Here is a 23,405-nt window from a genome sequence, read left to right on the forward strand (position 1 = left end):
CTCAGCGCTCCAGTACGGCTCGGAGGAATTCCCTGGTGCGGGGCTGGACAGGGTCCGTGAAGATGTCTTCAGGATGCCCTTCTTCCAGGATGGCCCCGTTGGCCATGACGACCAGGTGGTCTGAGACGTCACGGGCGAACTGCATTTCGTGCGTGACAACCACCATGGTCATACCCTCGGCGGCCAGCTCCTTCATGACCGCCAAGACCTCGAGCCCTACTTCCGGGTCCAGGGCCGACGTCGGTTCGTCGAACAGCATCACCCGCGGGTCCAGGGCAAGAGCCCGGGCGATCGCGATGCGCTGCTGCTGGCCTCCGGAACAGCGGGAGGGATATTGCTTTGCTTTGTCTGCCAGGCCAACACGTTCCAGAAGCTGCAGGGAGCGGACGTCAGCTTCCTTGCGAGTCCTGCCAAGAACGCGCTCCTGGGCAATGCTGACGTTGCGCAGGACGTTCAGGTGCGGAAAAAGGTTGAAGGACTGGAAGACCATGCCCACGTTGCGTCGCAGCGCCGCCAGATCCTTGGTCGTGAAGTTGGTCCCGGCGTCGATCCGGCTTCCCTCTACCGTGATGCAGCCGGTGTCCGGACGCTCCAGCAGATTGATGCAACGCAACAAGGTGCTCTTGCCTGCGCCGCTGGGACCGATGAGGGCGGTTACTTCTCCTTCGCGCACCGTCAGCGAGACGTTCTTGAGGACTGTGTGTTCTCCGTAGTTCTTGGCGATGGAATCCAGCCGGATCGCCAGCGGCTTGGTCAAGGGTTTTTCCTGCATAGGTGGCATTGCTGGATGTGCTCCTGTGGGTCGGTCCAGGGAATACGTGGGCGGGGAAAGCGAGCCCTTATCTGCTTGACTATGCCCGAGGTGAGTTGCGTCACGGAAGCATTCCAGAATGACTGATATTGGCTCTGGCATAAATGATTCTTGCCCTGGTTTTTTACATGGCTCCTTGCAGAGCCCTGCCAGCACCACAACCATCGCTTAGAGTCTTTGCAGTCGATGTCCTGATGCGATTAGCTGGCCTTATGCTGAATACCCTGCACTTGAGAACCCTGATCGTTGTGCTGCGGACAGGGTCCTTTGCCGAAGCAGCCCGTCAACTTGGCTATACGGGATCGGCGGTTTCGCAGCAGATGGCCAGCCTTGAGCGGGCCGTGAAGATGTCACTGTTCGAGCGGGACGCGCATGGCATCAGGCCCACGCCCGCTGCCGGCTTCCTCGGCCAACGGGCCCAGGAGGTGCTGGCGGCGGTGGGGACCTTCGAAGATGAAGTCCGCGCCATGTCTGAAGGAAACGTCGGCAGGGTGCGGCTTGGCAGCTTTCCGACGGCGAGCCAACAGTTGCTGCCGCTCGCCCTGTCCGTGTTTGTCCAGTCCCACGAAAACGTGGAGATTGAACTCGATGAGGGAGAGCCGGACATTCTGGTTCCACTCCTTGTGGACCGGGACCTGGACCTTGCCCTGGTTTATCACTACGACCTCGTGCCGCATGGGTGGCCGAAAGCCCTGCGCTCCGCGAAGCTGCTCAGCGAAGACCTTGTACTGCTCCTGCCTACCGATCACCATCTCGCTGGCTCTGAAATCTCCCTGGCGGATTTAAGTGCCGAAACCTGGGTTTCCACCGGTGAAAGGACGTCCGGCGCCCGGGCCTTGCGACGGGCCTGCGCCACAGCCGGGTTCGAGCAGGACGTGAAGTTCCGCAGCGACAACTATGAAGTGATCCGTGGCTTCGTCCGGTCCGGCCTGGGGATAGCGTTCGTCCCGGCATTGTCCGACGTCGATAACCGCGACCTTGCCACCGGCCGGGTACACGACCTGGGCGTCCGCCGGCACGTAGTGGCCCTCTATCCACCGGCCAGCGTTAATCCGGCGGTACAAGGAGCAGTGAGCGCCTTGAGGGAGGCGGCTGCGAAGGCTGCTGAACGCCTGGAGGGCGTCTTCGTCGCCTGAGGCATTCTGCTGCAACCGGCCCGATCTTCGCTGTGCCCAGCAGGGCAAGGATTGCTTATGCCTTCTGCACGAAGACTGGGACTCGAGGACTGGCGTCCGCCAAGATCCAGCCTGCAAGCTGATTAGCAACTACTAATGCTGCTGCAGGATAAGGATGGACTGACTGTGACTGACTGTGTGTTTGACCTGATCGACGAGTGGGGTCCCGAGAAGGTAGTTGTGGTCTCCGACCGCAAGACGGGCATGCGTGGAGTCCTGGTCCTGGACAATACCGCCCGCGGAACGGGCAAAGGCGGGACCAGGATGAGTCCCAGCCTTACTGTGCGGGAGGTTGCACGCCTGGGCCGCACAATGACGTGGAAGTGGGCCGCCGTGGACCTGTTCCACGGAGGTGCCAAGGCCGGCATCCTCGGTGACCCCAACGATCCAAACAAGGAGGCAATCCTCCGCGCGTTCGCCCGGACGCTGTCCAACGAAGTTCCTTCGGAGTACGTCTTCGGTCTCGACATGGGCCTGTCCGAGGAGGACGCGGCCATCTTCCTTGATGAGCTGGGTGACCGGGGTGCGTCCACCGGCCTTCCTCGCGCCCTTGGAGGCCTCCCTTACGATCAGCTCGGAGTCACTGGATATGGCGTGGCAGAGGCCGTGGACGCTGCCGCCCAGAGCCGGGACATCACCCTCAAGGGATCCCGCGTCGCCATCCAGGGGTTCGGGGCCGTGGGGCAGGCAGCGGCAACACGCCTGGTGGAACTTGGAGCCGTGGTCGTAGCGGTGTCGACGGCGGTCGGTTCGGTTCACGACCCGGACGGGCTCGACGTCGACAAGCTCGTCAGGCTGCGTGCAGAGGCAGGCGATTCCTGCGTGAACCATTACGGAACTGTGCTGCCGGCCGAGATCGCTTTGACCGCGGATGCCGACATCCTCGTCCCTGCCGCCCGGGAAGACACCGTCACCGACGTCATCGCCGCATCCACCAACGTCAAGCTCGTCGTCGAAGGCGCAAACCTCCCCACCTCCACCAATTCCCGCGCCATCCTGCATGAACGCGGCATCGCTGTTGTCCCGGATTTCATCGCCAACGCCGGTGGCATAGTTGCGGCAGCTCATTCCATGGCAGCCAGGTATTCGCCGTTTGTTGTGGAACCGGCAGACATCTTCTCGATGATCTCCACCAAGCTTCGCGCCAACACCAAGGCCGTCCTCGACGAGAGCAGCCGGGCAGGGCTGACACCGCACGAGGCCGCCTACGCCTTGGCACAAAAGCGCGTCCTGGAAGCCATGCGCCTGCGCCGGCAGACACCACATGGCGCAATGGAGTCCATCGACGTCCTGGTGTAGGTCGTCGTGGTGCAGGTGCCGGGGTCAACTTGCTTCATTTCTGACCCTCTTTGCCCCGGATTCCAGGCCGACACTCCGGCATACAGCCCGCCTTTGAGTCGGATGCAGTTTTGACCCTCTTTGCCCGGAAATGGCTGGCTGGACGCGCCCACAGAGGCCCAGCCCATGTAGCTGGCAGTTGTTGTCGCCATGAGCGCGAATGACGACAACAACTGCCACTCAGTTGGGTGACTTGAACCGGTACAGCGCCGCGCCGTGGGCCGGCAGCCTCAGTTCCAGGGCGGGACCTGCAGGGGACGGAACATACGACGCCGGCGCTCCCGTCCAGGCCTCGCGGCCCTCCCAGCCCTCGCGCCCGCCGGCGACCCCGACGTCGGCAAGCAGCACCGCGCGCTCGAGGTCCCCCTCTCCCAGGTTGAACGCAGCCACAAAACAGTCTGCCGACGTCGTACTTTGAGCGGTCCACAGTACGAGGCCTGCGTCGCTGAGGACTTCCCGGTTCCCGGTGCTGTGCTTGAGGACGTCCAGGAGGTCGGCGTTGGTGAGGAGCTCCAGGGTCTCCGGCGGCGAGGAGGGAAGGTCGCACCCCAGCATCAGCGGCGACCTGGACATGCACCAGAGAGTCATCATGGTCCGCTGCTCGTCCAGGGTGAGCCGGCTAAGCCGCTCGGTGCCGCGCTCGGCACGCAGTGCAATGTTGCCCACGGGCAGCATGTCGGCGTCGGCCCATGAACCCGGGCGCTGATGCGGTGCCCAGCGTGCCATGCGAGTAAATTGCGCCTCGACGTCCTCCCAGATGTCCCACAGATCATCCGACACCCGCCACATCTCGGCATTGTCCCGCAGGTGATCAAGGTGCTCCAGGGACAGCGCCCGGCCCGGGGAGAGGCTCAGCGCAATGTTCCGGCCGGTCTTGTCTATGGCCTGCCGGTAAGACTCGATCTCGACATGGAAGTACGGGCCAACCATGTCGTCGGCCTTGATGAAATCCACGCCCCATTCGGCAAGAAGCGCCAGTTGGGAGTCGTAGTACGCCTGGGCGCCGGGGTGGCTGTGGTCCAGGCCGTAGTTGTCTGGGTTCCATTCGCAGACCGACGTCGTGTCCGCGATCTGGTCTGCGGTATACGTGGTGCCGAGCACTGGAAGTTTCTCGTTAACGGCCTGCCGCGGAATGCCGCGCATGATGTGCAGTCCGAACTTGAGCCCCATGCCATGGATCTTTTCCGCGAGGGCAGTGAAGCCCTGCCCGTTCACTGCGGAGGGGAACCGGTTCCCGGCTGGAAGGTGGCGGCCGAAGCCGTCAAGGAGCAGCCGGGCGCCGGTATAAGGCCCTGCCTTCGCGGCGGGATCGTACCAATGGCTATCCAAGACGACGGTGTCCCAGCCGTGGCTGGCGAGGCGGTCGGCGATGAAGCTGGCGTTGGCCAGGACTTCGTGTTCGGTAACGGTGAGGCCGTAACAGTCCCAGCTGTTCCAGCCCATGGGTGGGGTTTGCGCTATCAACATTCCTACAACGTTATAGAACTACCGCGCAGGAGGGAAGGGGGATGCGCGGGTAGATCTCGGCTGGCAGCGGCGGCAGGCAGCAGCCCTGGCCGCCAGCGGCGGACGATCAGCGGGGCTGGCAGCCCCTGACCGTAGGCGGGAGCCGATCAGCGCGACTCCAGCAGCTCCTTGAGTCTGGCCAGATCCTTACGTGTTGCGCGTCGTATCATCGGCGCCATAACCAGGTTCGCCAGCCGCGAGAAACCGGCCGGAGTCCCGTTGTTCCGGAGGGACATGCGCGTGGCGCCGCCGTCGGCGTCGTTCCAGGTGTAGGTGGTCTGCATTGGAAACGGGCCCTGGGAAGTCCGCATGACCAGCTTCCGGCCGGGTTCGAGCTCTGTGAATTCGTAGACGTAATTCAGGGTCCGGCGGAGTAACCGGGCGGAGAACGCCAGTTGTGAGCCGACGCGGAGCGGCGGGCTGGTCTTCCAGTCGACGGACTTGATGTTCGAGTACCACTCCGGCGCGTTTTCCGGATTCCCGGCGTAGGCGGCAACCACCTCGGGCGGCTTGTTGATGACAGTGTGAACGGTGACGTCAACCATGACTCTCCCCTATCCCTTGACGGGCTCCTAGTCCTTGCCCGGCTCCTAGCTCTTGCCAGGTGCCGATTCCCGGACTTTCAGTTCGAAGCCCGCCTCAATGTGAATCGCACTCTCGGAAGTCTCCGCGCCTTCGATCCTATCGATCAACAGCCCGACAGAGCGCTCCGCAATTTCATCCATGCCAGGCGCTACAGTTGTCAGCGACGGCGACGCGAAACGCGCCTCCTCGATGTCGTCGAAGCCGGCGAGCGCAACATCCTGCGGCACTTTGACGCCGCGGATGATCAACTCGTGCAAGGCACCCAGCGCGACCGCGTCGTTGAGCCCGAAGATCGCGTCGAACTTGACGTCGCTGTCCAGGAGGTTTCCGACGGCGGCAGCCCCGGCATCGCGCCGCCATTCGCAAGGCACCACGAGGGCCGGGTCATAATCGGCCTCCGCCGCGGCGAGCGCACCACGATAGCCGGTAAGGCGGAGACCGTTGCTGCCGCCGACGTCACCGTGCGCGGCACCGAGGATGACCACTCGGCGTCGCCCCGAAGACAGCAAATGTGCGGTTACCGCGGAGGCTGCCTCCGTGTTCTTCATGGTGACCAGGTCGAAGCGCGGATCGTCGATGTGTTCGCCCAGCATCACAACGGGCTTCCTGCCGCTGTTCGCCGCGATGTCATCAGCATTCAGCGCCAGCGGAGTGAACAGGAGGCCGTCCGTCAGCTGGCGGAAGGTTCCCTTGAGGGCACTGAGTTCATTGTCCTTTCGCGCCGCGGACTGTTCCACGAGGACGCGATAGCCCCTCGCGGACGCCGCCTTCATCAGCTTTGACGCGAGTTCGGCGTAGTACGGAGCCGCCAGGTCCGACAAGACCAGGCCGAGCATGCGCGTTTTGCCCGACCGCAGGCTGCGGGCGGTCAGGTTGGCTTCATAGCCAAGCTCGGCAATTGCGTCGAGCACTTTTTGCTTGGTGGCGGGGCGAATGAACTCGTAGTCGTTGAGCACATTGGACACTGTCTTGAGCGAGACTCCTGCGGCACGTGCGACGTCGTTCATGGTTACAGCCATGCGTGGCCCCCTTCTCCCGGAATATCCTCTGGATACATCGTTGCAGATTAGAGCCGGTTCCCCCTGTTCCCTAACATCTACAACGTTATAGAATCATCCCCACCATTCGTGATCACCCAGTTGCCAGGAGTCCCATTGACCCCCGTATCTTCGCCGCTTTTCCGCTGCCCCGTGTTCGATGGCGCCGCCGATCCCACCGTGATCCACCGCCGAGGAACCAACGAATGGTGGATGTTCTATACGGCCCGACGGGCGACACTAGTCACGGGAGGTGTCGACTGGATTACCGGCACGCGCATCGGGATAGCAGTGTCGGAGGATGGCGGTGCCAGCTGGAGTTATCGGGGCGTGGTGGAGGGCCTCGACCCGGATGGCTCCCCCGCCCTCAATACCCATTGGGCCCCGGAAGTCGTGTGGCATGCCGGGCAGTACCACATGTTCCTGACGTGGGCGGCGGGGGCAGCCGCCACTTGGGAGGAGCAAGTAGAACGCGGCCTGGTGCACTTTGTCAGCGACGATCTCCAGCACTGGGTGCGCGCCGGCACGGTCGACGCCGGCTCGGAGAACGTCATCGATGCGGCCTTCGCGTTGGTCGGGGACGGGAAACAAAGGCTCTGGTTCAAGGACGAGTTGGACGGAGCCACCACGTGGTCAGCTGTCAGCGAGGACATGATCCACTGGCAGCTCGAGGGACTGGTGATTCCGAAACCCCCACACGAGGGGCCCAACGTGTTCCGATTGGGCGGGTGGTACTGGATGGTGGTGGACGAGTGGCGGGGGCAGGCCGTTTACCGCTCCCCCGATGGCCTTGAATGGACGCGGCAGGAGGCGAACAACGGGCTGATCCTGGATGCCCCGGGGAGCGGCATCGACGACGCCACCTACGGTCGCCATGCCGACATCGTTACCCAGGGCGACTACGCCTACATCTTCTACTTCACCCATCCCGAATGGCAGGACACCGAAATGGCCAACGGGCTGGAAGATCCGGAGCAGGCTGTACGTGAGCAGCGCACCAGTATCCAGGCAGCCCTGTTGCACGTGGAAGGGGACACGCTCATCTGCACCCGGGACCGGGAGGCCCCAGTCAGTCTGGACCCTGCGCTGTTGTAGGACCTGGGCGTCCTGACAACTCCGCCTGGTTCCTCGAATCTTGCCAGCCGACGGTCAGTGAGCTTACAGGACGCGCAATACTTCTGCGGAGCTTCGCTCACGACGCGTAAGGGCGCGAAGCACTGCGATGTCTCCGTGTCGTTCCCTGGCGACATCGAGCAGGACGTGCTCGGCCAGTTTGGCTGCGGCCGGGGGGAGTCGGGGAGTCGCGATGCCGATGCTCACGGCGAGGTCGTCGGTATGGACAAGGAGTTCAACCACCCGGGTGGCGAGGTACTGGTCGAGGGTCAGTACGAGGCCGCCAGCCACGGTGACGAGTCGGTCCTGGGACGCGTGAGCCAGGACTATACCCGCCTCGGTAACTGCCCCCTCCCAGCTCCGCAGAACCTGCTCCGCACCGGCGGCCGCCTCCGAATGGGCACGTTGCCGGACGGCGGTGTTCTGGGAGGAGGTGAGGTCCGTCGGGTCGTCGATGACGGCCAGATAGTATGCCGCCGCGGAAATCGGCTGACCAATCGGGGCCGGTTGGGAGAGGTAGGACACCACAGTGGTTACTGCCCGGACAAGGTGGGCGGTCAGGTCCCCCACGGACATTTCCGCCAGGGCGCTTCCCTGGCTCCAGAGTTCCTGGATGCGCGGCGAGGTGAGCACTGGCTCCGCGACCCGGACTGCTTCCCAAAACCCCTCGGCCCACGACTCCGGTGAGTTCAACGGGGACGCGGAGCCCGAATGCGACTCACTCACGGTCTTCAGGCTTGGCCAGACCGGCATCCGCCCCGGTCACGTTGCGGTCCTGGCCGACCCTGCCGTCGGGGACGGCTTGATGCCGCAGGGCGGCGGCGACCGCCGGCAATCCTTCGCGCACACTCCGGTATCGCGGCACCCACGCTGTCTTCTCTCTCAAGGAACGATTGCTTGTCGGGTCCGTAGAAGGCACCGAACCGGAGGACGACAGTCGCGCAACCATACTCGACCAGGCGCCGCGCCTGGTTCTCCGCCTCCCCCGCCGAAGCTGTGATGACGCTCGGACGAACCAGATGGTCCTCGAAGATCCATTCTGACCCTGCGTCGGCGTAGAGATATGCTACGGACTCCTGGATGAACCGTTCGACGCCGGCGGCAGCAGCCGCGTCCGCCAGGTTTCTTGAGCCCTCTGCGCGTATCCGGTCGTTAAGTTTCCATGCCCTGGACAGTACGGCGCGGGAGAACGGCGGAATGCTCGTCGCAAGATTTACAACTGCTTCATGTCCTGGGATCGAGCGAGCGAGTCCGGCAGGGTGGAACAGGTTTACCTCGACAGCCCGGGCTCCCGCTTGGCTGACGGCCTCGGCCTTCTCCGCCGAACGGACCAGGACCGTGACTTCATGTCCTTGCCTGAGCAGCAAGGGGACCACTCGTCGACCCACCACTCCGGTACCACCCGCAACAAAAACCCTCATCGCCGCCACCTCGCCCAAATGCTAGGGAGTGCCCATTGCCCCCACGGTGCCGACATAGATCCCAGGTGTCAAGATCCGATGCCGGACCGGCATTCAGCGCCTAGACGAGAGTATTAGTCAGCGTGCCGATTCCACCGAGGGTGATGTCAACGCGGTCACCCGGCTTCACGGCCACGAACGTGTTCGGCGCTCCCGTCATCACCACGTCACCCGGCTCGAGGGTCAGCCACGAGGTGACGTAGACGAGGCAATCCGCAACGGATGACGGCAGATTAAAGGAGCCGGAGCGGGCCTCCACTCTCCCGTTGATGCTGACTTCTGTCGGGACGTTGTCAGGGTCCACGAGCTCGGTCTCGATCCAGGGGCCAAGCGGCGTGTAGTTGATCCCTGCCTTGCTCTGGAAGTTCTTTTCGTCATGCAGTCCCTGGTCCACGTTCGTCACATCATTGACCACGGTGTAGCCGAGCACGTGGTCCAGCACATTTTCGGCCGTCAGATTGGCGGCCCGTTTCCCGATGACGACGGCTAGTTCACCTTCGACGTTGACGGTGCCGACACCGCGGGAAGCCGTGATGCCATCACCCGGGTTGGCGATGGTGTGAACCGACTTGTGCCAGGCCTGGATCGGCAAAGGGTGGTCGTTATTCGTCAGGTTATGGGCAATGCCGAGCACCACCGCGGGACGCACCGGGGCAAGGAAGATGGCGTCTCTGGCGGCAGTTTCGGCTCCTGTGAACGAAAGCGTCTCCGCAAAAGGGTCCTCAATGTGCTGCCATGCCCCATCAGCACTCACAGCGTGCGTGGGTCCGGACATGGTTTGCAGTCGTGCGATGCGCATGGAACTCCTTGTGATCTCGCCGTACCGCCGTTGGTGCCGACCACAAGAATCTAACACTAGCTGAACACTGTCCAACATTATGAACTCAAGGTGAAACTGACTCGCAGTTGTTGTCGTCAGGGGAGTGCATAACGACAACAACTGCGAGGCAGTTGGGGGCCACCTACGCGAGGTTCAGGCGGATCATCGTCCAGGAAGTGGCCGGCAGCTCAGCGGTGAGGCGACCGGCGTCGAGCTTTACGCTGCCGTTTGCCACCGGCACTACGGACGTCGAGTCGTCGGCGGTGGCCTGCCAGTACGGATCCTTGTTGCTGTAGCTGAGCGCCTCAACCACCTTGACGTTGCCCAGGGCGGCGAGCGCGACGTCGAGCGACAGGTCCTGCTCGATCGAGCGGTTCACGGCGAACACCACTGCTTCGCCCGTCTCCTCGTTGAAGGTAGCGACGGCGGACAGCGCGGCAAAGTCCTTGGTCTTCTCGCTGCTCACCAGCGGCGATTCGACGGCCAGGTTCAGCACGGTGCCGGAGGCATAGCGGGACGTCAGCGCGAACGGGTGGAAGCTGGTCTGCTTCCACGAACGCCCGCCCGGTTCGGTCATGATCGGGGCGATTACGTTAACCAGCTGCGCCAAGCTCGCGGAGTGAACGCGATCGGTGTTGCGCAGGAGCGTGATCAGGAGGTCACCGACGACGACGGCGTCAGCCACTGTGTAACGGTCCTCGAGCAGGACGGGCGCCACAGGCCAGTCCTTGCCGCCGGGCGCCTTGGATTCGGCCCTGCTCATGTGCCAGACGTTCCACTCGTCGAACGAGATGTTGACCTGCTTGGTCGACTTCTTGACCGACTTCACGTGGTCGATGTGCGCCACGATGTCCTTGATGAAGGCGTCCATCCGGTGGCCTGCGGAGAGGTGCTCCTGGAGGTCGCCGAAGTCTTCGAAGTACTGGTGCGCCGAGATCAGGTCCACCACTTCGTAGCTTTCGCTGAGGACCACGCGCTCCCATTCGCCGAAGGTGTCCATACCGGGAGATGAGCTGCCGCAGACTACCAGCTCGAGGTCGGAATCAACCATGCGCATGGCGCGGCCGGTTTCAGTGGCGAGGCGGGCGTACTCAGGTGCCTTCTTGTGGCCAATCTGCCACGGGCCGTCCATTTCGTTGCCAAGGCACCACATTTTGATGCCGTAGCCGTCCTCGGCTCCGTTCTTCCGGCGTTCGTCAGACCGTGCCGTACCGCCGTCGATGTTGCAATACTCCAAGAGGTCCACGGCCTCCTGGGTGCCGCGGGTGCCCAGGTTCACGGCCATCATCGGCTCCACACCGGCCTTGGCGGACCACTTCATGAACTCGTCCACACCCACGAGGTTGGGGTCGGTAGAGTGCCAGGCCAGGTCGAGGCGGGCCGGACGATTCTCCACCGGCCCAACGCCGTCTTCCCAGCGGTAGCCGGAGACAAAGTTGCCTCCCGGGTATCGGACAGTGGAGACGCCCAGTTCGCGGGTCAGCTCCAGGACGTCCTTGCGGAAGCCGTCCTCGTCGGCCTGCGCGTGGTCCGGTTCGAAAATGCCTGTGTAGACGCAACGGCCAAGGTGTTCCACGAAGGCGCCGAAGGTCCTGCGTCGGACGGGGCCCACGATGAAGACGGGATCGACGGTGATTTTTGCTGCGGCAGCTTCTGCATTGCCCACGAAATAAGTCCTTAGCTTGATGATGGGAAGGTAGGTGGTCTGGAACTGGGTGATCCGGGGAACCAGGTGACCCGGAACGTCTTCTACAACGTTATAGAAACATTGTTAGCGCTGCCCCTGTGGACCGTCAAGTACTTTCCATTGGAAGGTCCGGGACTACCGCTGGTCGCCCCACCAGGAAGCGCGCCAAGTCAGTTCTGCAAGGCGCGCCTGTCCGCTCACGCTCGGGTGAAAGTAGTCCAGGGTGCTCACATCGTCGGCAGAGAACTTGAAGTTGTACACCGCGTTGTTGTCCCAGCGGCAGTTGCTGTATCGCCCGCATGCCTCGGCCAGGATCTGGTTGAACGCGAGTTCACGCTGGACTACCTGCTGGCGCTGTACGTCGGTGTTGCTGCTTGAAAGCATGGACTGGCAGGTATCGGCGGACCATTTCTGGCGTGCCAGCGGGTTGCCGTTCAACACGGTCCAGAGCTGGTAGATATCCGGAATGCTGCTCACGAATATTCGCACCCCGGGCAGCCCCTGGCGCAGAGTTGCCAGGGCTCTGTTCACACTAGCTGCGAACTCCGCCTCGGACGTCATGGTGGCAGCGGAGGAGGTGCACAGATCGTTCGCACCTATCAGGATGGTGACGTAGTCGACCTCCCGGGAAACAGCGGCGGCTGCTTGCCCCGGCAGGCTGGCGGCCCTGCCACCCGCAACGGCGTTGTTGTAGTTTCGTCCCGCAATCGCGGGGCTCAGCACCGTCAACCGTTCGTAGTGGCTGGCGATCCCGTCGTCGCGGCTGTCGCCCGTGGACCAGGACTGGCCCTGGTAACTCCCGGGCGGGCAGCAGACGTTTGTCGCGCGGGTTATGGAGTCGCCCAGGGCCGCCATGGAAGCTGGCGGCGATGAAGCCGAAATAGGCTGCGCGGCTACAAAGGCAAACAGCAGGACCAAAGGGAGAAATAGGAAGCGGGTTGCCTTGCGCACGGTGACCTCCTCGTGGGCGGGCACCTCACCGTGTCGGCCGCCGGGGATCTCTACATTTCGACGTTACGCCCGGCTTCTTCCCCCTGTCGAGGTGGGATTTTTCGACCCCAAGTAGCTCGCAGTTGTTGTCGTTATGAGGCCCCAATAACGACAACAACTGCGAGTCAGTTGGGCGACCAGACGAGAGTTAGCCGGCCCCTCCGTTTAGCACGGTGACGTTCCGGTATTCGACGCCGGAACCTGTGGTCCGGACGACGTCTCCGGTCTGGGGTGTGTCCGAGGTGACCGTAAGGTTTTCGACGACGGTGCCGTCACCAGCCACCCACAGCGTCACGCCGCCCTCTGCGATCAGGACGACATCCTCGGCCCGGCCGGTGGCACCGCGGAGAGTCACGTTCCGACGGTCCTTCCAGATCACGGCGGGCTCCCGATACACGCCGGGCTGCAATTCGATCGTTACGGCACGCGCACTGCCGGAAGGAATCAGTCCCACCGCGGCCCGAATGCTGCCTACGTCGCCGGTTCCGTCCAGGGCCACGAGAATGACCTCGGCCGGCGTAGATTCCGTACCGCCTGCCGGTCCGGCGAACCTTCGCACCAGGGCAGGCACAGCTGCCGCAGGATCGATGTTGTACGCATAGCTGTCCCGGGGGTTGAAGGCCGTTCCGAACTGGATGCCTGTGTCCCCGATGCACTCGGCGAAGATGTTGTCGCGCGCTACGAGCCCACCGCCAGACCCTTGATGCTTCAGGGGGTTGCGAACATCCCTAAAGTAGTTGCCCTCCACCACCATCCTGGCGGCGTTGCGTCCCAGCATTCCGTAGCTGGAAATGTCCTCCAGCAGGTTGTTGAAGACGTGGGCCGCAGCCGTGTTATCGATGCTGGCGTTGCGTTGGTGGGTGTTCCGGATCCAGTTGTGGTGCAGGGTGAGCCTGGTAATCACGTTCTCCGTCCACCCCTCTCCCAGTGCCTTGTTATGGTCCGCGAAAACATTCCAGGAGTAGGTAACCAGGTCGCAGTCCTTGCGTGTGTCCACCAGGCCGTCGCCGAGTCGAGTGAAGTACATGTGGTCCACCCAGACATGGTGCGATGTGTCTACTTGGATGCCATCGCGGTCGTTGTCGGGACGCTTGCCGTCGAAATCCCCTGGAATGTATGAATCCTGGATGGTGAAGTTCCGGAAGATCACGTTGGAGACGTTGATCAGCTTAAACCCCGCGTTGACCACTTCAGCCCCGGCGCTAAAGCCCAGGAAGGACTTGTGCGACAGGACCTGCAGTTTCTCATAGCTGCCAAACACGATGGAGCCATGCAGGATCACGACCAGCGGCTCCACTGCCCTGGCCGCGTTCCCAAGTTCGGCCGCGCTGTGGACGTGGACCACCCGGCCGCCTGCCCCGCCCGTGGTCCCGGACTGGCCAAGTTCCGTCAGCGAGGCGAAGCCCGCAGGAGCCTCGCTCCACACTGTGCCGTCCAGGGCCACGGGTCGGGGCAGTTGGGCCTCGGCGAAGCCGGTTGCAGGGTCGCCCCAAGCGCCCGGCGCGCCGTCCGCCGTCGTACTTTCGGCTGGTCCTCTCGACGCCGGTGCTGCCGCCACTGCCGCTGGACCCGCGGCCGCAAGCCCGACGCCAGCCAGTCCAGCGCCGCCGAGGCCGGTGATTACTGCCCGCCGAGTCGGTGTGGTCCTACTGTCTGTTGGTTTCAGAAGCTTTTCCACGTCAGTTCCGTCCTGTCGGGTGCCAGTCGCCGAGGTAGGATGCGACGGTGTAATCCGCGGCCTGCTCCGCCGTCAGCTGCGGGTGCAGCGCGTTTAGCCAGGCGCCAGGGCCGCTGTTGTTGAATTCGGCGAAACGCCCCTCGCTCCAGGAGTGGCCGCCCATGTCGGCCCAGCCCTGCTCAGCGATGTGGGCGCCGAGCCATGAGTCCCGGATAACGATCTGCGGCAGGGCCTCAGGATCGCTGCTGGGGAACCAGGGCCGGCCGAGGCTGACTGTCCCGGCGGCGGCGTCCGAGGTGAGCCTGCTGTTGATGATGAGCATGCCGTAGGGGTTGGTTTTCTTGGTGCTGGGGGCCGCGATGTAACCGTTGTTGGTGGTGCTTCCCCTGTCCACGGAGTGTATGGTGCAGCCGTCCAGGACAGCGGTGCCGCGGCCGTAGATGAAGTCCACGTCGCCTTCGATGTAGCAGTCCTTGAGGTAGGTGCGTGCCGTGGCATCCCGCCCGTTGGTATCGGCAAGGTAGGTGTCCTGGTTGCCCAGGAACCTCGTGCCCTCGAAGGTGGCCCGGTCCCCGACGCTGCGGACGGCGAGAGCCTGGCTTCCTCCGTTGGCGGCTTCGTCATAGGCATTTTCCACCGTTAGGTTCCGGACGGTGGTGTCCTCTCCCGACGCCGTAAAGGTGGCACTTCCCTGCGCGCCCCAGGTGCCGCCGAAGAACTTCGCGCCGCCGGCCGGGGTGTCGTAGCTGATGACCACGTCAGCCGGATTCGACGTCGAGCCCTCCAAAGTCACGTTCTTCCGGTCCGGCCAGACATTGACTACTTCACGGTAGAAGCCCGGCTTGATGCTGATGGTCCGCGGGATGCTGCTGTCCGTGGGGATGGCCCCGATGGCGGCCTGGATGCTGGCAAAGTCGCCCGTGCCGTCCAGTGCGACGGTGAGCCGCGTGCGGTCCTGTTCCTGCGCCAACCGCAGCGGTCCGGCGCCTGCGCTGACGATTCCGGGAACGTCAGCTGCCGCGTCTTTCGTGTAAGCGTAGAACGACGTCGGATCGAACGCCGCGCCGACGTTGTCCCTGCGGCCGCGGGTGCCGTTGAAGATGTTGTCCCTTTGGACGATTTGGGTGTTGGGGTCCTTGGCGACCACGGGATCGGCAACGGATTTGAAGTAGTTGCCCTCCAACACGATCTTCGCATTCAGGCGGCCCATCATGCCGTACTGGCCGATGTCCTGCAGATAGTTGTTGTAGACGTGGGCAGCAGCCGCGTTGTCGATGCTGGCGTTGCGCTGCACGGTGTTGCGGATCCAGTTGTGGTGGAGGGTGAGGTGCGTGACGGTGTTAGCTGTCCAGCCCACGCCAAGGGCCTTGTTGTGATCCGCGAACACGTTCCAGGAGTAGGTGAGGTAGTCGGAATCCTTGCGGGTGTCGATCAGTCCGTCGCCGAGGCGCTCGAAGGCCATGTGGTCCACCCACACATGATGGGAGGTGTCCAGCTGGATTCCATCACGGTCGTTGTCGGAGCGCTTTCCGTCCCAGTCGCCGGGAATGTAGGAGTCCCGGATGGTGAAGTTCCGGAAGATGACGTTGGAGACGTTGATGAGCTTGAACCCGGCGTTGACCAATTCCGCCCCGGCTCCTTTGCCAATGAAGCTCTTGTTGGCGCTGACCGGGATCTTGACGTAGTTCTCGGCTTTGAGGGAGCCGTGGATGACGATGATGAGCGGTTCCGGCGCCGAGGCGTATGTCTTGAGCTCCTCGATATTGGAGGCGCTGACCGTGCGGCCGCCCTGCCCGCCCGTGGTTCCGCCGATCCCGTAGCCCGACAATGCAGCGAAGCCATCCGGTGTTCCTGCGGCGAGCGCTTCTGGTCCCGCATCTGTCCAGCCGTGGGGCTGCGTCGCCTGCCCGGTCTGTGCCTCTCCCGGCGGATCCTCAGCTTGGGCCGGGTGCACCCCGAGCGCTCCCATCATTAGGGTGGCGGCCGCCAGGCCGATCACGACACGTAATTTCATCCTGAACTCCTTTGTCGAGGTACAGAGGGGAAGGGGCTACTTGAGGCCGGTCGTGGCGATGCCGCCGATGAGGTACTTCTGGCCGGCAATGAAGAAGCCGATGATCGGTGCGAGGGACACCACGGACATGGAGAACATCGGCCCCCACATGCTTTGGCCCTCAGAATCCATGAACGCGCGCAGGGCCAGCGGGACCGTGTAGAGGTCCTGGTTCTGGATGTAGATCAGGGGTCCGAAGAACTCGTTCCATGTCGAGATAAAGGTGAAGATCGCCGTCGTCGCCATGGCCGGGACGCACAGCGGCATGATGACCTTCAGGAAGGTGCGGAACGGGCCGCAGCCGTCAATCTGCGCGGCATCGTCCAGCTCCACGGGCAGCGACTTCATGAACTGGACCATCAGGAAAATGAAGAACGCGTTGGTAGCCAGGAAGTTTGGCACCACCAGCGGCAGGTAGGTGTCCAGCCAGCCCAGCTGCGAAAAGATGATGTACTGCGGGACCAGGAGCACGTGCCCTGGAAGCATGAGCGTGCCGAGCATCAAGGCGAAGAAAAGCTTCCGGCCGGTGAACTCCATCCGGGCGAATGCGTAAGCGGCGAGCGAGCAGGAGAAGATGTTGCCGGCGATGGACAGCACCACCACCAGGAGCGAGTTGAGCAGGTACACATGGAAGGGCTGGTTCAGGGCGTTCCAGCCCTGGGCGTAGTTGCCGAAGTCCCACGTGGCGGGCCACAATCCAAGCTGCGTGAAGATGTCCTGGCTGGGTTTGAGCGAGCTGGACAGCAGCCACAGCAGCGGATACAGCATGACGACGCCCACCAGCGCCAGGATCAGGTGCCGCAGGAAGCGCCGCGCAGGGGTGCCCTCCACTTCCTCGCTGGAGGGTTCGGCAACGCGCCGGCGTCGGACTTCGGTGAGATTCGGGAGTGCCATTGTTTTGCCTTAGCTGTCGTAGAAGACCCAGAACTTGGATGCGATGAAGTTGATCGCGGTGAAGACGGCGATGATCATCAGCAGGACCCAGGCCATGGCTGAGGCATAGCCCATCTCGAACTCCGTGAATCCCTTCTGGTAGAGGTACAGGTTGTAGAACAGGGTGGAGTCGGCCGGACCGCCGGTTCCACCGCTCATCACGTAGCCCTGGGTGAAGGTCTGGAACGAGCCGATCAGCTGCATGATCAGGTTGAAGAAGATGATGGGGCTGATCAGGGGCACCGTGATGCTGCGGAACTGCCGCCATTTTGAGGCCCCGTCAATGGCGGCGGCTTCGTAGTACATGGCCGGGACCTGCCGGAGCCCGGCAAGGAAGATCACCATCGGCGAGCCGAACGTCCAGATGTTCAGCACGATCAGGGTGCTCAGCGAGAACTCGGGGTCCGTGACCCACGCGGGGCCGTCGATGCCGAACATGCCCAGGAACCCGTTGACGATTCCGTCGTTGCCGAAGATGTAACGCCACAGCATCACGACGGCGACGCTGCCGCCCAGGAGGGAGGGCAGGTAGTAGACGGAGCGGTACACCGCGAGGCCCCTTAGCCCGCGGTTCAGCATCAGGGCCACCACCAGTGCGGCCGCCAGCGAAATCGGAACCGAGACGAAGGTGTAGATGAACGTGACCTTCAGGGACTGCCACAGCCGCTCGTCCTGCAGCATGTCCTGGAAGTTGGCCAGTCCCACCCAGGTGGGTTCGTTGAAGAGGTTGTAGTCAGTGAAGGCAAGGTACAGCGAGGCGAAGAAGGGAATGACCGTGAACGCCATGCCGACAAACCAGGGCAGCAGGAACAGATACCCTGCACGCTGCTTCTTTTTTGGCGCCGCTCCATTGCGTCGGCGCCGCGGGGGCCGCAGCGGAACCTCGCTAGCGGCAGGTGGCGCCGCGGGATGTTTGGTCAGGACCGACATGGCGTCCGACTCCAATCAGGAACGTTGGGGTTACTTGTTGATGGCCGCGTTGCTCTTGTCCATGAACTGGCGGGCAGCGTCGGCCGGCGTCATGCGCCCGAACTCTACTTCGGTGGCGACCTGCTTGAGGGTGTCCGCCACAACGCTCGCCCCCTTGGGGTAGACGTAGGCAGGCGGGAGTTCGTCCTTTTGGATGTCGGCCATGAAATCCACGAACTTCTTGTCGTCCCCGCTCAGCTTGGGGGTGATGGCTGCGGCGACATTGGGGTTGATCGGGACGCCGCGCTGGGTGAGCGTCAGGGACGCACCGTCAACGTCGTTGGTCAGGAAGTCCAGCAGCTTTGCCGCTTCCTTGGGGTGCTTTGACTTGGCGGCCATGGACCACAGCATGCTGGGATCGGCCGAGTAGCCGCGCCGTTTGGATTCCGTCTCTCCGGGCATCCGCAGCAGGACGACGTTGCCGCCGGCAGCCTCGTTGAAAGCCTTGTAGTTGTTGATGGGAATGATCTGGGAGGCGATGGTCCCCTTGGCCAGGTACGACTGTGCGGCTGATCCACCAATCTGCTCGAAGAAGCCTGCGGGCGGGTAACCTCCGGCGGCACGCAGGTCTACGCTGAACTGGAACCAGTCCCGCATGGTTTCTTCGCTGACGCCGAGCTTGTTGTCTTTGGTGTAGAAGTCCTCGCCCCTCTGCCGGGCGAGGAGGATTGGCCCCGTTTCCGTGGATACGTCGTAGCCCGTGCCGTACACCTTGCCGCCGGTCTTCTTGGTGACTTGTTCGCTGAAGCGGGCAAAGTCCTGCCATGTCCAGCTCTTGTCGTCGGGAATGCTGACCCCGGCCTGGTCAGTGATGGTCTTGTTGACCACCATGCCGATAGTGGTCACGCCGGTCGCAATCCCGTATAGCTTGCCTTCCACGGTTCCCCTGCTCAGCACCACGTCCGGCACAGAGTCGAGCTTGAGCACGTCAGGATGGCTCTTCAGGTCAGCCAGGGCACCGCGCTGGGCATATTCAAGGAGGCTTCGGTTTGCCATGTTCAGCACATCGGGCGGGTTGCCTCCCGCGAAGCGCGTGGCCAGTTTGTCCGCATACGGGCCACTGTCCTGATATTCAGTCTTGACGGTGATGCCCGGGTTCTTGCTTTCAAAGACGCGCAGCGCCGCCTCCGTGACCTTGGCACGGTTAGCGTCGCCCCACCATACGAGATTGAGCTCGACCGGCCCGCCCCCTGCGGCGGCCTTGTTCCCGGTTCCCGCGCAGCCTGCCAGGGCAAGGCCGGCGACGCCCAGCCCTGCCGCCAGGATTGCGCGGCGTCGGGGTTGGAATTCGGCTGTCATCATCTTCGATCGACATCCTCTCTGGATTGTCTCTGTTGGATTCGTTTCCCGCATTTTCCCGCAGCTTTCATCGGAAAGATTTTCCGGGGTTTTCCTGCTGGACTCTCCACGCCCAGCCCAAGGAGTTCCCCTAGGAAAAGCGTGAGTAAACGATTTCTAGCAAAGCTCTCCTGTGACTGTCAACACATGAGCGCAAAATCGACGGATTGGATAAATAGGAAACTTTCCTATTGCTTGCCGAAGCTTTTCCTATGGGGTTACTCTGTTTGCCAAACCCACCCTGAGACAAGCAAAGGAGCGCCGCATGGGGCTGACCCGCGAACACAACAGCATTCACAGCCTGGCCGTGCAGGGTACCGAAGTGGCGCGTTACCAGAGCGGCACCGGCCTGGGCGGCCAGCAGTCCCCCCGACCCTTCCTGCATCCGATCCGGACGCTCACGGGCACCATGGTCAGCGATGCCGAACCGCCGGACCACCCCCATCATTTGGGACTGTCGCTGGCCGTTTCGGATGCGGGCGGCAGCAATTTCTGGGGCGGACGCACCTTTACCGCTGACCGAGGTTCCGTGATGCTGCCCAATCACGGACGGCAACTCGTGTCCTCCTCGCGCAGCGGTGCAGGCTCAGTATCGGAATCCATCGACTGGTGCTCGGCCGACGGCAGTGTGGAGGTAACGGAACGCCGCCACCTTAGCGTCTCCGGTCACCCGGACCGGCGCTGCTGGTCACTCTCCTTCACCTCAAGGCTTATGCCCGGACCGTCACTCGAGCACCTCGCCCTGTCCTCGTCGGCAGTCAAAGGCCGCGAAGGCGCCGGCTATGGCGGCATTTTCTGGCGCCTCCCGCGGAACTCGCGTGCCGCCGTCGTCCTCACCGAATCCGGATCCGGGATCGAATCCGCCCACGGCTCCGCCTCGCCCTGGCTGTCCATCACGGCAGTCGTGGCGGGAAAGACCGCCAGCATAATGCTTGCCCAGGACGCCCAAGAGCCGCTGCCGTGGTTCGTCCGAACAGACGGCTATCTGGGGGCTGGCCCCGCCGTCGCCTGGGACAGTGCCTGCCGCTTGGACCGCAGCCAGCCCCTGGACCTCAGCCTGCACGCCGTCGTCATGGACGGCCCGGTGGAAACACCGGAGCTGGCCCGGTCACTCCTCGCCCAGCACCCAGCCTTCACAGCCACCAGCCTTTTCGACAGGACAGCATGAGCACCAACAACCCCGCCACTGCCCCGGTTTACACCAACCCCATCCTCAATGCTGACTGGCCGGATCCGGATGCCGTCCAAGTGGACGGTTCCTATTACCTCATCGCGTCCAGCTTCAATCGGGTGCCGGGGCTGCCGGTCCTCAAGTCCCGGAACCTGGTCGACTGGGAATACCTGGGCCACGCCCTGCCCGCACTGCCGGGGCGGCACTATGCCCTTCCCCGCCACGGCAGCGGCGTCTGGGCCCCTGCCCTGCGCCACCACGATGGCAAGTTCTGGATCTTCTACCCCGACCCGGACCATGGAATCTTTGTCCTGACCGCCACTCACGCGGAAGGTCCCTGGAGCGAGCCCCACCTGCTCTATGCAGGGCGCGGCCTGATCGATCCGTGCCCGTTATGGGACGACGACGGCCAGGCCTACCTGGTGCACGGCTGGGCCAAGAGCCGGATCGGCGTAAAGAACCGGCTCACCGTCCACCGGATGAGTCCGGACGGCCGGCGCCTGCTGGACAGCGGTGTACACGTCATCGACGGCGACACCCTGCCGGGATACACCACCATCGAGGGCCCAAAGTTCTATAAGCGCGACGGCTGGTACTGGATCTTCGCGCCGGCCGGTGGCGTGGCCACCGGCTGGCAGTCAGTCTTCCGTTCCCGTTCGCCGTTTGGCCCGTACGAGGGTCGCAGGGTGCTGGAGCAGGGTTCCAGCACGGTCAACGGCCCGCACCAGGGCGCCTGGGTTAGCACGCCGGAGGGCCAGGACTGGTTCCTGCACTTCCAGGACCGGGGACCCTATGGCCGGGTGGTGCACCTCCAGCCGATGGGATGGGACCAGGACGGCTGGCCCTGGATGGGTGAAAACGCGTCCGACGGCGGACCGGGCACCCCGGTCCTGCACCACTCCTACCCTGCCGGCACGGCACCGGAAAACGTGGCACCCCCTGCCTCCGACGACTTCGCCGGCACCCGGCTAGGGCATCAATGGCACTGGCAGGCGAACCCGGACGAGACCTGGCTGACACTGCCTGGCAACGGCACGGCCGTGCTGCACCCCAAGGCCAACGACCCCATCAACCTGCGCGAACTGCCGAACGTCCTCGGCCAGATCCTGCCCGGCGTGGAGTGCAGCTTCAGCACCTCGCTGGAACTGGACGCCGTCCCGGCGGGGAGCAGGGCCGGCGTCGTACTCCTGGGCCGGCAGTACGCCTGGCTGGGCATCCTCCGGACTGCGAACGGCTATGCCCTTGGCTCGGGGCGCGGCGGGGAGCGGCCGCATGAGGAGCCGCTCCCCGGGTCGCTGCTGGATCCGGTCGAGCTCTCCGGCCCTCGCCTGGAACTGCGAATCACTGTCGACGCCGATCATCGTGCCCGCTTTGCGTGGCGCGATGACGCCAAAGCGGAGTGGCAGGTCCTGGACACAGTGTTTGAGGTGGTGGAGGGGCAATGGATCGGTGCTGAACTCGGGATTTTCGCAGCCTCTCCCCTCGGTTCGGCTGAGAGCGGCAGTGTTATTGTGGGACCCGTGCGAGTGGATACCGCACCAGCAGCCGTGGACCCCTCCGGGGCATTCGCGGTGGCTGCGACATCATGATGCCAAGGACAGCAGCGTTGACCGCCACGAAGCGACCCAAGATTGCCGACGTGGCCGCTGCCGCGGGGGTTTCGGCGCCCACGGTCTCCAAGGTGCTCAACGGCCGATCGTACGTTTCCGCCGCCACAAGGGCCAAGGTCAACCAGGCCCTGGAGGAGCTGGACTACAGCAAACGCAGCGCGCCAGCACCGGTTCCCGGGCTGTTGCAACTGGTAGTCAACAACTTCGACAACCCCTGGCTGCTGGAAATCATGGCCGGTGCGGAGGCCGCAGCCGCACGGCAGGGCTTCACCCTGGCCTGCACCCTCGCGGAGCACGCCACGCCTGAAAGCTGGCGCAAGCTGCGGCAGGCGTCGCCCAACCAACTGGCCGGGGTGATCCTCCTTGCCCCGCACCGCGGCTCCCGATTGGTGACAACGCTGCGTTCTCTCAACATCCCGGCCGTGGCTATGGACCCGCAGGGCAACGAGGCCATTGGCATCCCGAGCGTGAGTCCCACGGCGTTTTCGGGCGCCCTCAAGGCAGTGGAGCACCTGCTTGATCTTGGCCATCGCAGAATCGGCATCATTACTGGTGGCGGCGCCGGGTCAGTGCACAGCCGTGCCCGCTATGCAGCGTATGCAGCCGCACTCCAGGCGCACGGGCTTGACGTGGACCAGGAACTCGTCCGCGACGGCGACTTCAGTATCGAAGCGGGCTTCAGGCTGGGCGGCGAATTGCTGGACCTTCCTGCCCGGCCTACCGCAATCTTCGCAGGCAACGACCTCCAGGCGCTGGGCTTGATGAGCGCGGCGTCGAAGCGTGCCGTCAGCATCCCGGGTGAGCTTAGCGTCGTCGGCTTCGACGACATCGCCCAGGCAGCCCTGACGTCGCCGCCGCTGACCACCATCCGGCAGCCGCTGGAACAGATGGCGGCTATGGCGGTCAACCTCCTGGTGGAGCAGTTCGGCAAGGCGCCGCAGCGCCCACAGGCGGTGGAACTCGCCACCGAGCTGATCGTACGGGGCTCGACGGCGGCGCCAGCCCCCAAGTAGCTGGCAGTTATTGTCGTTATCGGCGGGTGGAGTCATATGGTCGTAGCAACGCTCTGAATTGATGGAGTGTTCTATGGTCAAGTCTTATCCACTGAGCGCACGCACCGAGTTTGTGGAC

The 23,405-nt window shown here is 63.5% G+C and carries 20 protein-coding genes; 6 read left to right on the forward strand and 14 right to left on the reverse strand.

Annotated elements, in window-relative coordinates; translation table 11 throughout:
- Position 1: 1 nt before the first annotated feature.
- Entirely contained in the window at positions 2–772 is a 771-nt protein-coding gene (locus J7E82_RS16120; protein ID WP_214864456.1) for an amino acid ABC transporter ATP-binding protein, read from the reverse strand.
- Between the two features lie 251 nt (positions 773–1,023).
- On the opposite strand from J7E82_RS16120, the gene J7E82_RS16125 reads away from it, so the two are divergent.
- Positions 1,024–1,947, forward strand: a complete 924-nt coding sequence (locus J7E82_RS16125; protein ID WP_214864408.1) for a LysR family transcriptional regulator — start codon at positions 1,024–1,026, stop codon at positions 1,945–1,947.
- Between the two features lie 135 nt (positions 1,948–2,082).
- Entirely contained in the window at positions 2,083–3,285 is a 1,203-nt protein-coding gene (locus tag J7E82_RS16130; RefSeq protein WP_251041989.1) for a Glu/Leu/Phe/Val dehydrogenase, read from the forward strand.
- Positions 3,286–3,504: 219 nt separating this feature from the next.
- Here J7E82_RS16130 and J7E82_RS16135 read toward each other — a convergent pair whose 3' ends face one another.
- From J7E82_RS16135 to J7E82_RS16145, 3 genes are all read right to left on the reverse strand, one after another.
- A complete protein-coding gene (locus tag J7E82_RS16135) occupies positions 3,505–4,791 on the reverse strand; it encodes a glycoside hydrolase family 27 protein (protein WP_214864410.1) in 1,287 nt (428 codons plus the stop codon).
- Between the two features lie 146 nt (positions 4,792–4,937).
- Positions 4,938–5,375 carry an SRPBCC family protein gene (locus tag J7E82_RS16140; protein ID WP_214864412.1) on the reverse strand — a complete coding sequence of 146 codons (438 nt, stop codon included), beginning with the start codon at positions 5,373–5,375 and terminating at the stop codon, positions 4,938–4,940.
- Positions 5,376–5,420: 45 nt separating this feature from the next.
- A complete protein-coding gene (locus J7E82_RS16145) occupies positions 5,421–6,434 on the reverse strand; it encodes a LacI family DNA-binding transcriptional regulator (RefSeq protein WP_214864414.1) in 1,014 nt (337 codons plus the stop codon).
- Between the two features lie 135 nt (positions 6,435–6,569).
- On the opposite strand from J7E82_RS16145, the gene J7E82_RS16150 reads away from it, so the two are divergent.
- A complete protein-coding gene (locus J7E82_RS16150) occupies positions 6,570–7,547 on the forward strand; it encodes a family 43 glycosylhydrolase (protein ID WP_214864417.1) in 978 nt (325 codons plus the stop codon).
- A 63-nt stretch (positions 7,548–7,610) separates the two neighbouring features.
- Here J7E82_RS16150 and J7E82_RS16155 read toward each other — a convergent pair whose 3' ends face one another.
- The 10 genes from J7E82_RS16155 to J7E82_RS16200 all read right to left on the reverse strand — a co-directional run bounded on the left by J7E82_RS16155 (position 7,611) and on the right by J7E82_RS16200 (position 19,457).
- Positions 7,611–8,291, reverse strand: coding sequence for a maleylpyruvate isomerase N-terminal domain-containing protein (locus J7E82_RS16155; RefSeq protein WP_214864419.1), 681 nt, complete (start codon positions 8,289–8,291; stop codon positions 7,611–7,613).
- 5 nt (positions 8,292–8,296) lie between these two features.
- Entirely contained in the window at positions 8,297–8,986 is a 690-nt protein-coding gene (locus J7E82_RS16160) for an NAD(P)-dependent oxidoreductase (protein ID WP_214864421.1), read from the reverse strand.
- Between the two features lie 100 nt (positions 8,987–9,086).
- Positions 9,087–9,824, reverse strand: coding sequence for a fumarylacetoacetate hydrolase family protein (locus tag J7E82_RS16165; protein WP_214864423.1), 738 nt, complete (start codon positions 9,822–9,824; stop codon positions 9,087–9,089).
- A gap of 163 nt (positions 9,825–9,987) precedes the next feature.
- The gene (locus J7E82_RS16170; RefSeq protein WP_214864425.1) at positions 9,988–11,511 is read right to left on the reverse strand and encodes an alpha-N-arabinofuranosidase; all 1,524 of its coding nucleotides are present in this window, start codon (positions 11,509–11,511) and stop codon (positions 9,988–9,990) included.
- 156 nt (positions 11,512–11,667) lie between these two features.
- Positions 11,668–12,483, reverse strand: coding sequence for an SGNH/GDSL hydrolase family protein (locus J7E82_RS16175; protein WP_214864427.1), 816 nt, complete (start codon positions 12,481–12,483; stop codon positions 11,668–11,670).
- Between the two features lie 187 nt (positions 12,484–12,670).
- Positions 12,671–14,200: a pectate lyase gene (locus tag J7E82_RS16180; protein ID WP_308113894.1), complete on the reverse strand. Its 1,530-nt coding sequence runs from the start codon at positions 14,198–14,200 to the stop codon at positions 12,671–12,673.
- 1 nt (position 14,201) lies between these two features.
- Positions 14,202–16,214: a pectinesterase family protein gene (locus J7E82_RS16185; RefSeq protein ID WP_214864429.1), complete on the reverse strand. Its 2,013-nt coding sequence runs from the start codon at positions 16,212–16,214 to the stop codon at positions 14,202–14,204.
- 36 nt (positions 16,215–16,250) lie between these two features.
- Entirely contained in the window at positions 16,251–17,147 is an 897-nt protein-coding gene (locus J7E82_RS16190) for a carbohydrate ABC transporter permease (RefSeq protein ID WP_214864432.1), read from the reverse strand.
- A 9-nt stretch (positions 17,148–17,156) separates the two neighbouring features.
- On the reverse strand, positions 17,157–18,116 hold the full coding sequence (locus J7E82_RS16195; RefSeq protein WP_214864434.1) for a carbohydrate ABC transporter permease: 960 nt from the start codon (positions 18,114–18,116) through the stop codon (positions 17,157–17,159).
- Positions 18,117–18,146: 30 nt separating this feature from the next.
- Positions 18,147–19,457, reverse strand: coding sequence for an ABC transporter substrate-binding protein (locus J7E82_RS16200; RefSeq protein ID WP_214864436.1), 1,311 nt, complete (start codon positions 19,455–19,457; stop codon positions 18,147–18,149).
- Between the two features lie 301 nt (positions 19,458–19,758).
- On the opposite strand from J7E82_RS16200, the gene J7E82_RS16205 reads away from it, so the two are divergent.
- The 3 genes from J7E82_RS16205 to J7E82_RS16215 are packed head-to-tail and all read left to right on the forward strand — an operon-like array spanning position 19,759 to position 23,287.
- The gene (locus J7E82_RS16205; RefSeq protein ID WP_214864438.1) at positions 19,759–20,661 is read left to right on the forward strand and encodes a PmoA family protein; all 903 of its coding nucleotides are present in this window, start codon (positions 19,759–19,761) and stop codon (positions 20,659–20,661) included.
- Positions 20,658–22,253, forward strand: a complete 1,596-nt coding sequence (locus J7E82_RS16210) for a glycoside hydrolase 43 family protein (protein WP_214864440.1) — start codon at positions 20,658–20,660, stop codon at positions 22,251–22,253. The genes J7E82_RS16205 and J7E82_RS16210 overlap by 4 nt, the downstream gene beginning before the upstream one ends.
- 17 nt (positions 22,254–22,270) lie before the next feature.
- Positions 22,271–23,287 (forward strand): LacI family DNA-binding transcriptional regulator, encoded by a 1,017-nt coding sequence (locus J7E82_RS16215; RefSeq protein ID WP_251041990.1) that lies wholly within the window; start codon positions 22,271–22,273, stop codon positions 23,285–23,287.
- The last annotated feature ends 118 nt before the right edge of the window (positions 23,288–23,405 follow it).

The organism is Arthrobacter sp. ISL-30 (assembly GCF_018613855.1).
Classification (GTDB): Bacteria; Actinomycetota; Actinomycetes; order Actinomycetales; family Micrococcaceae; genus Arthrobacter.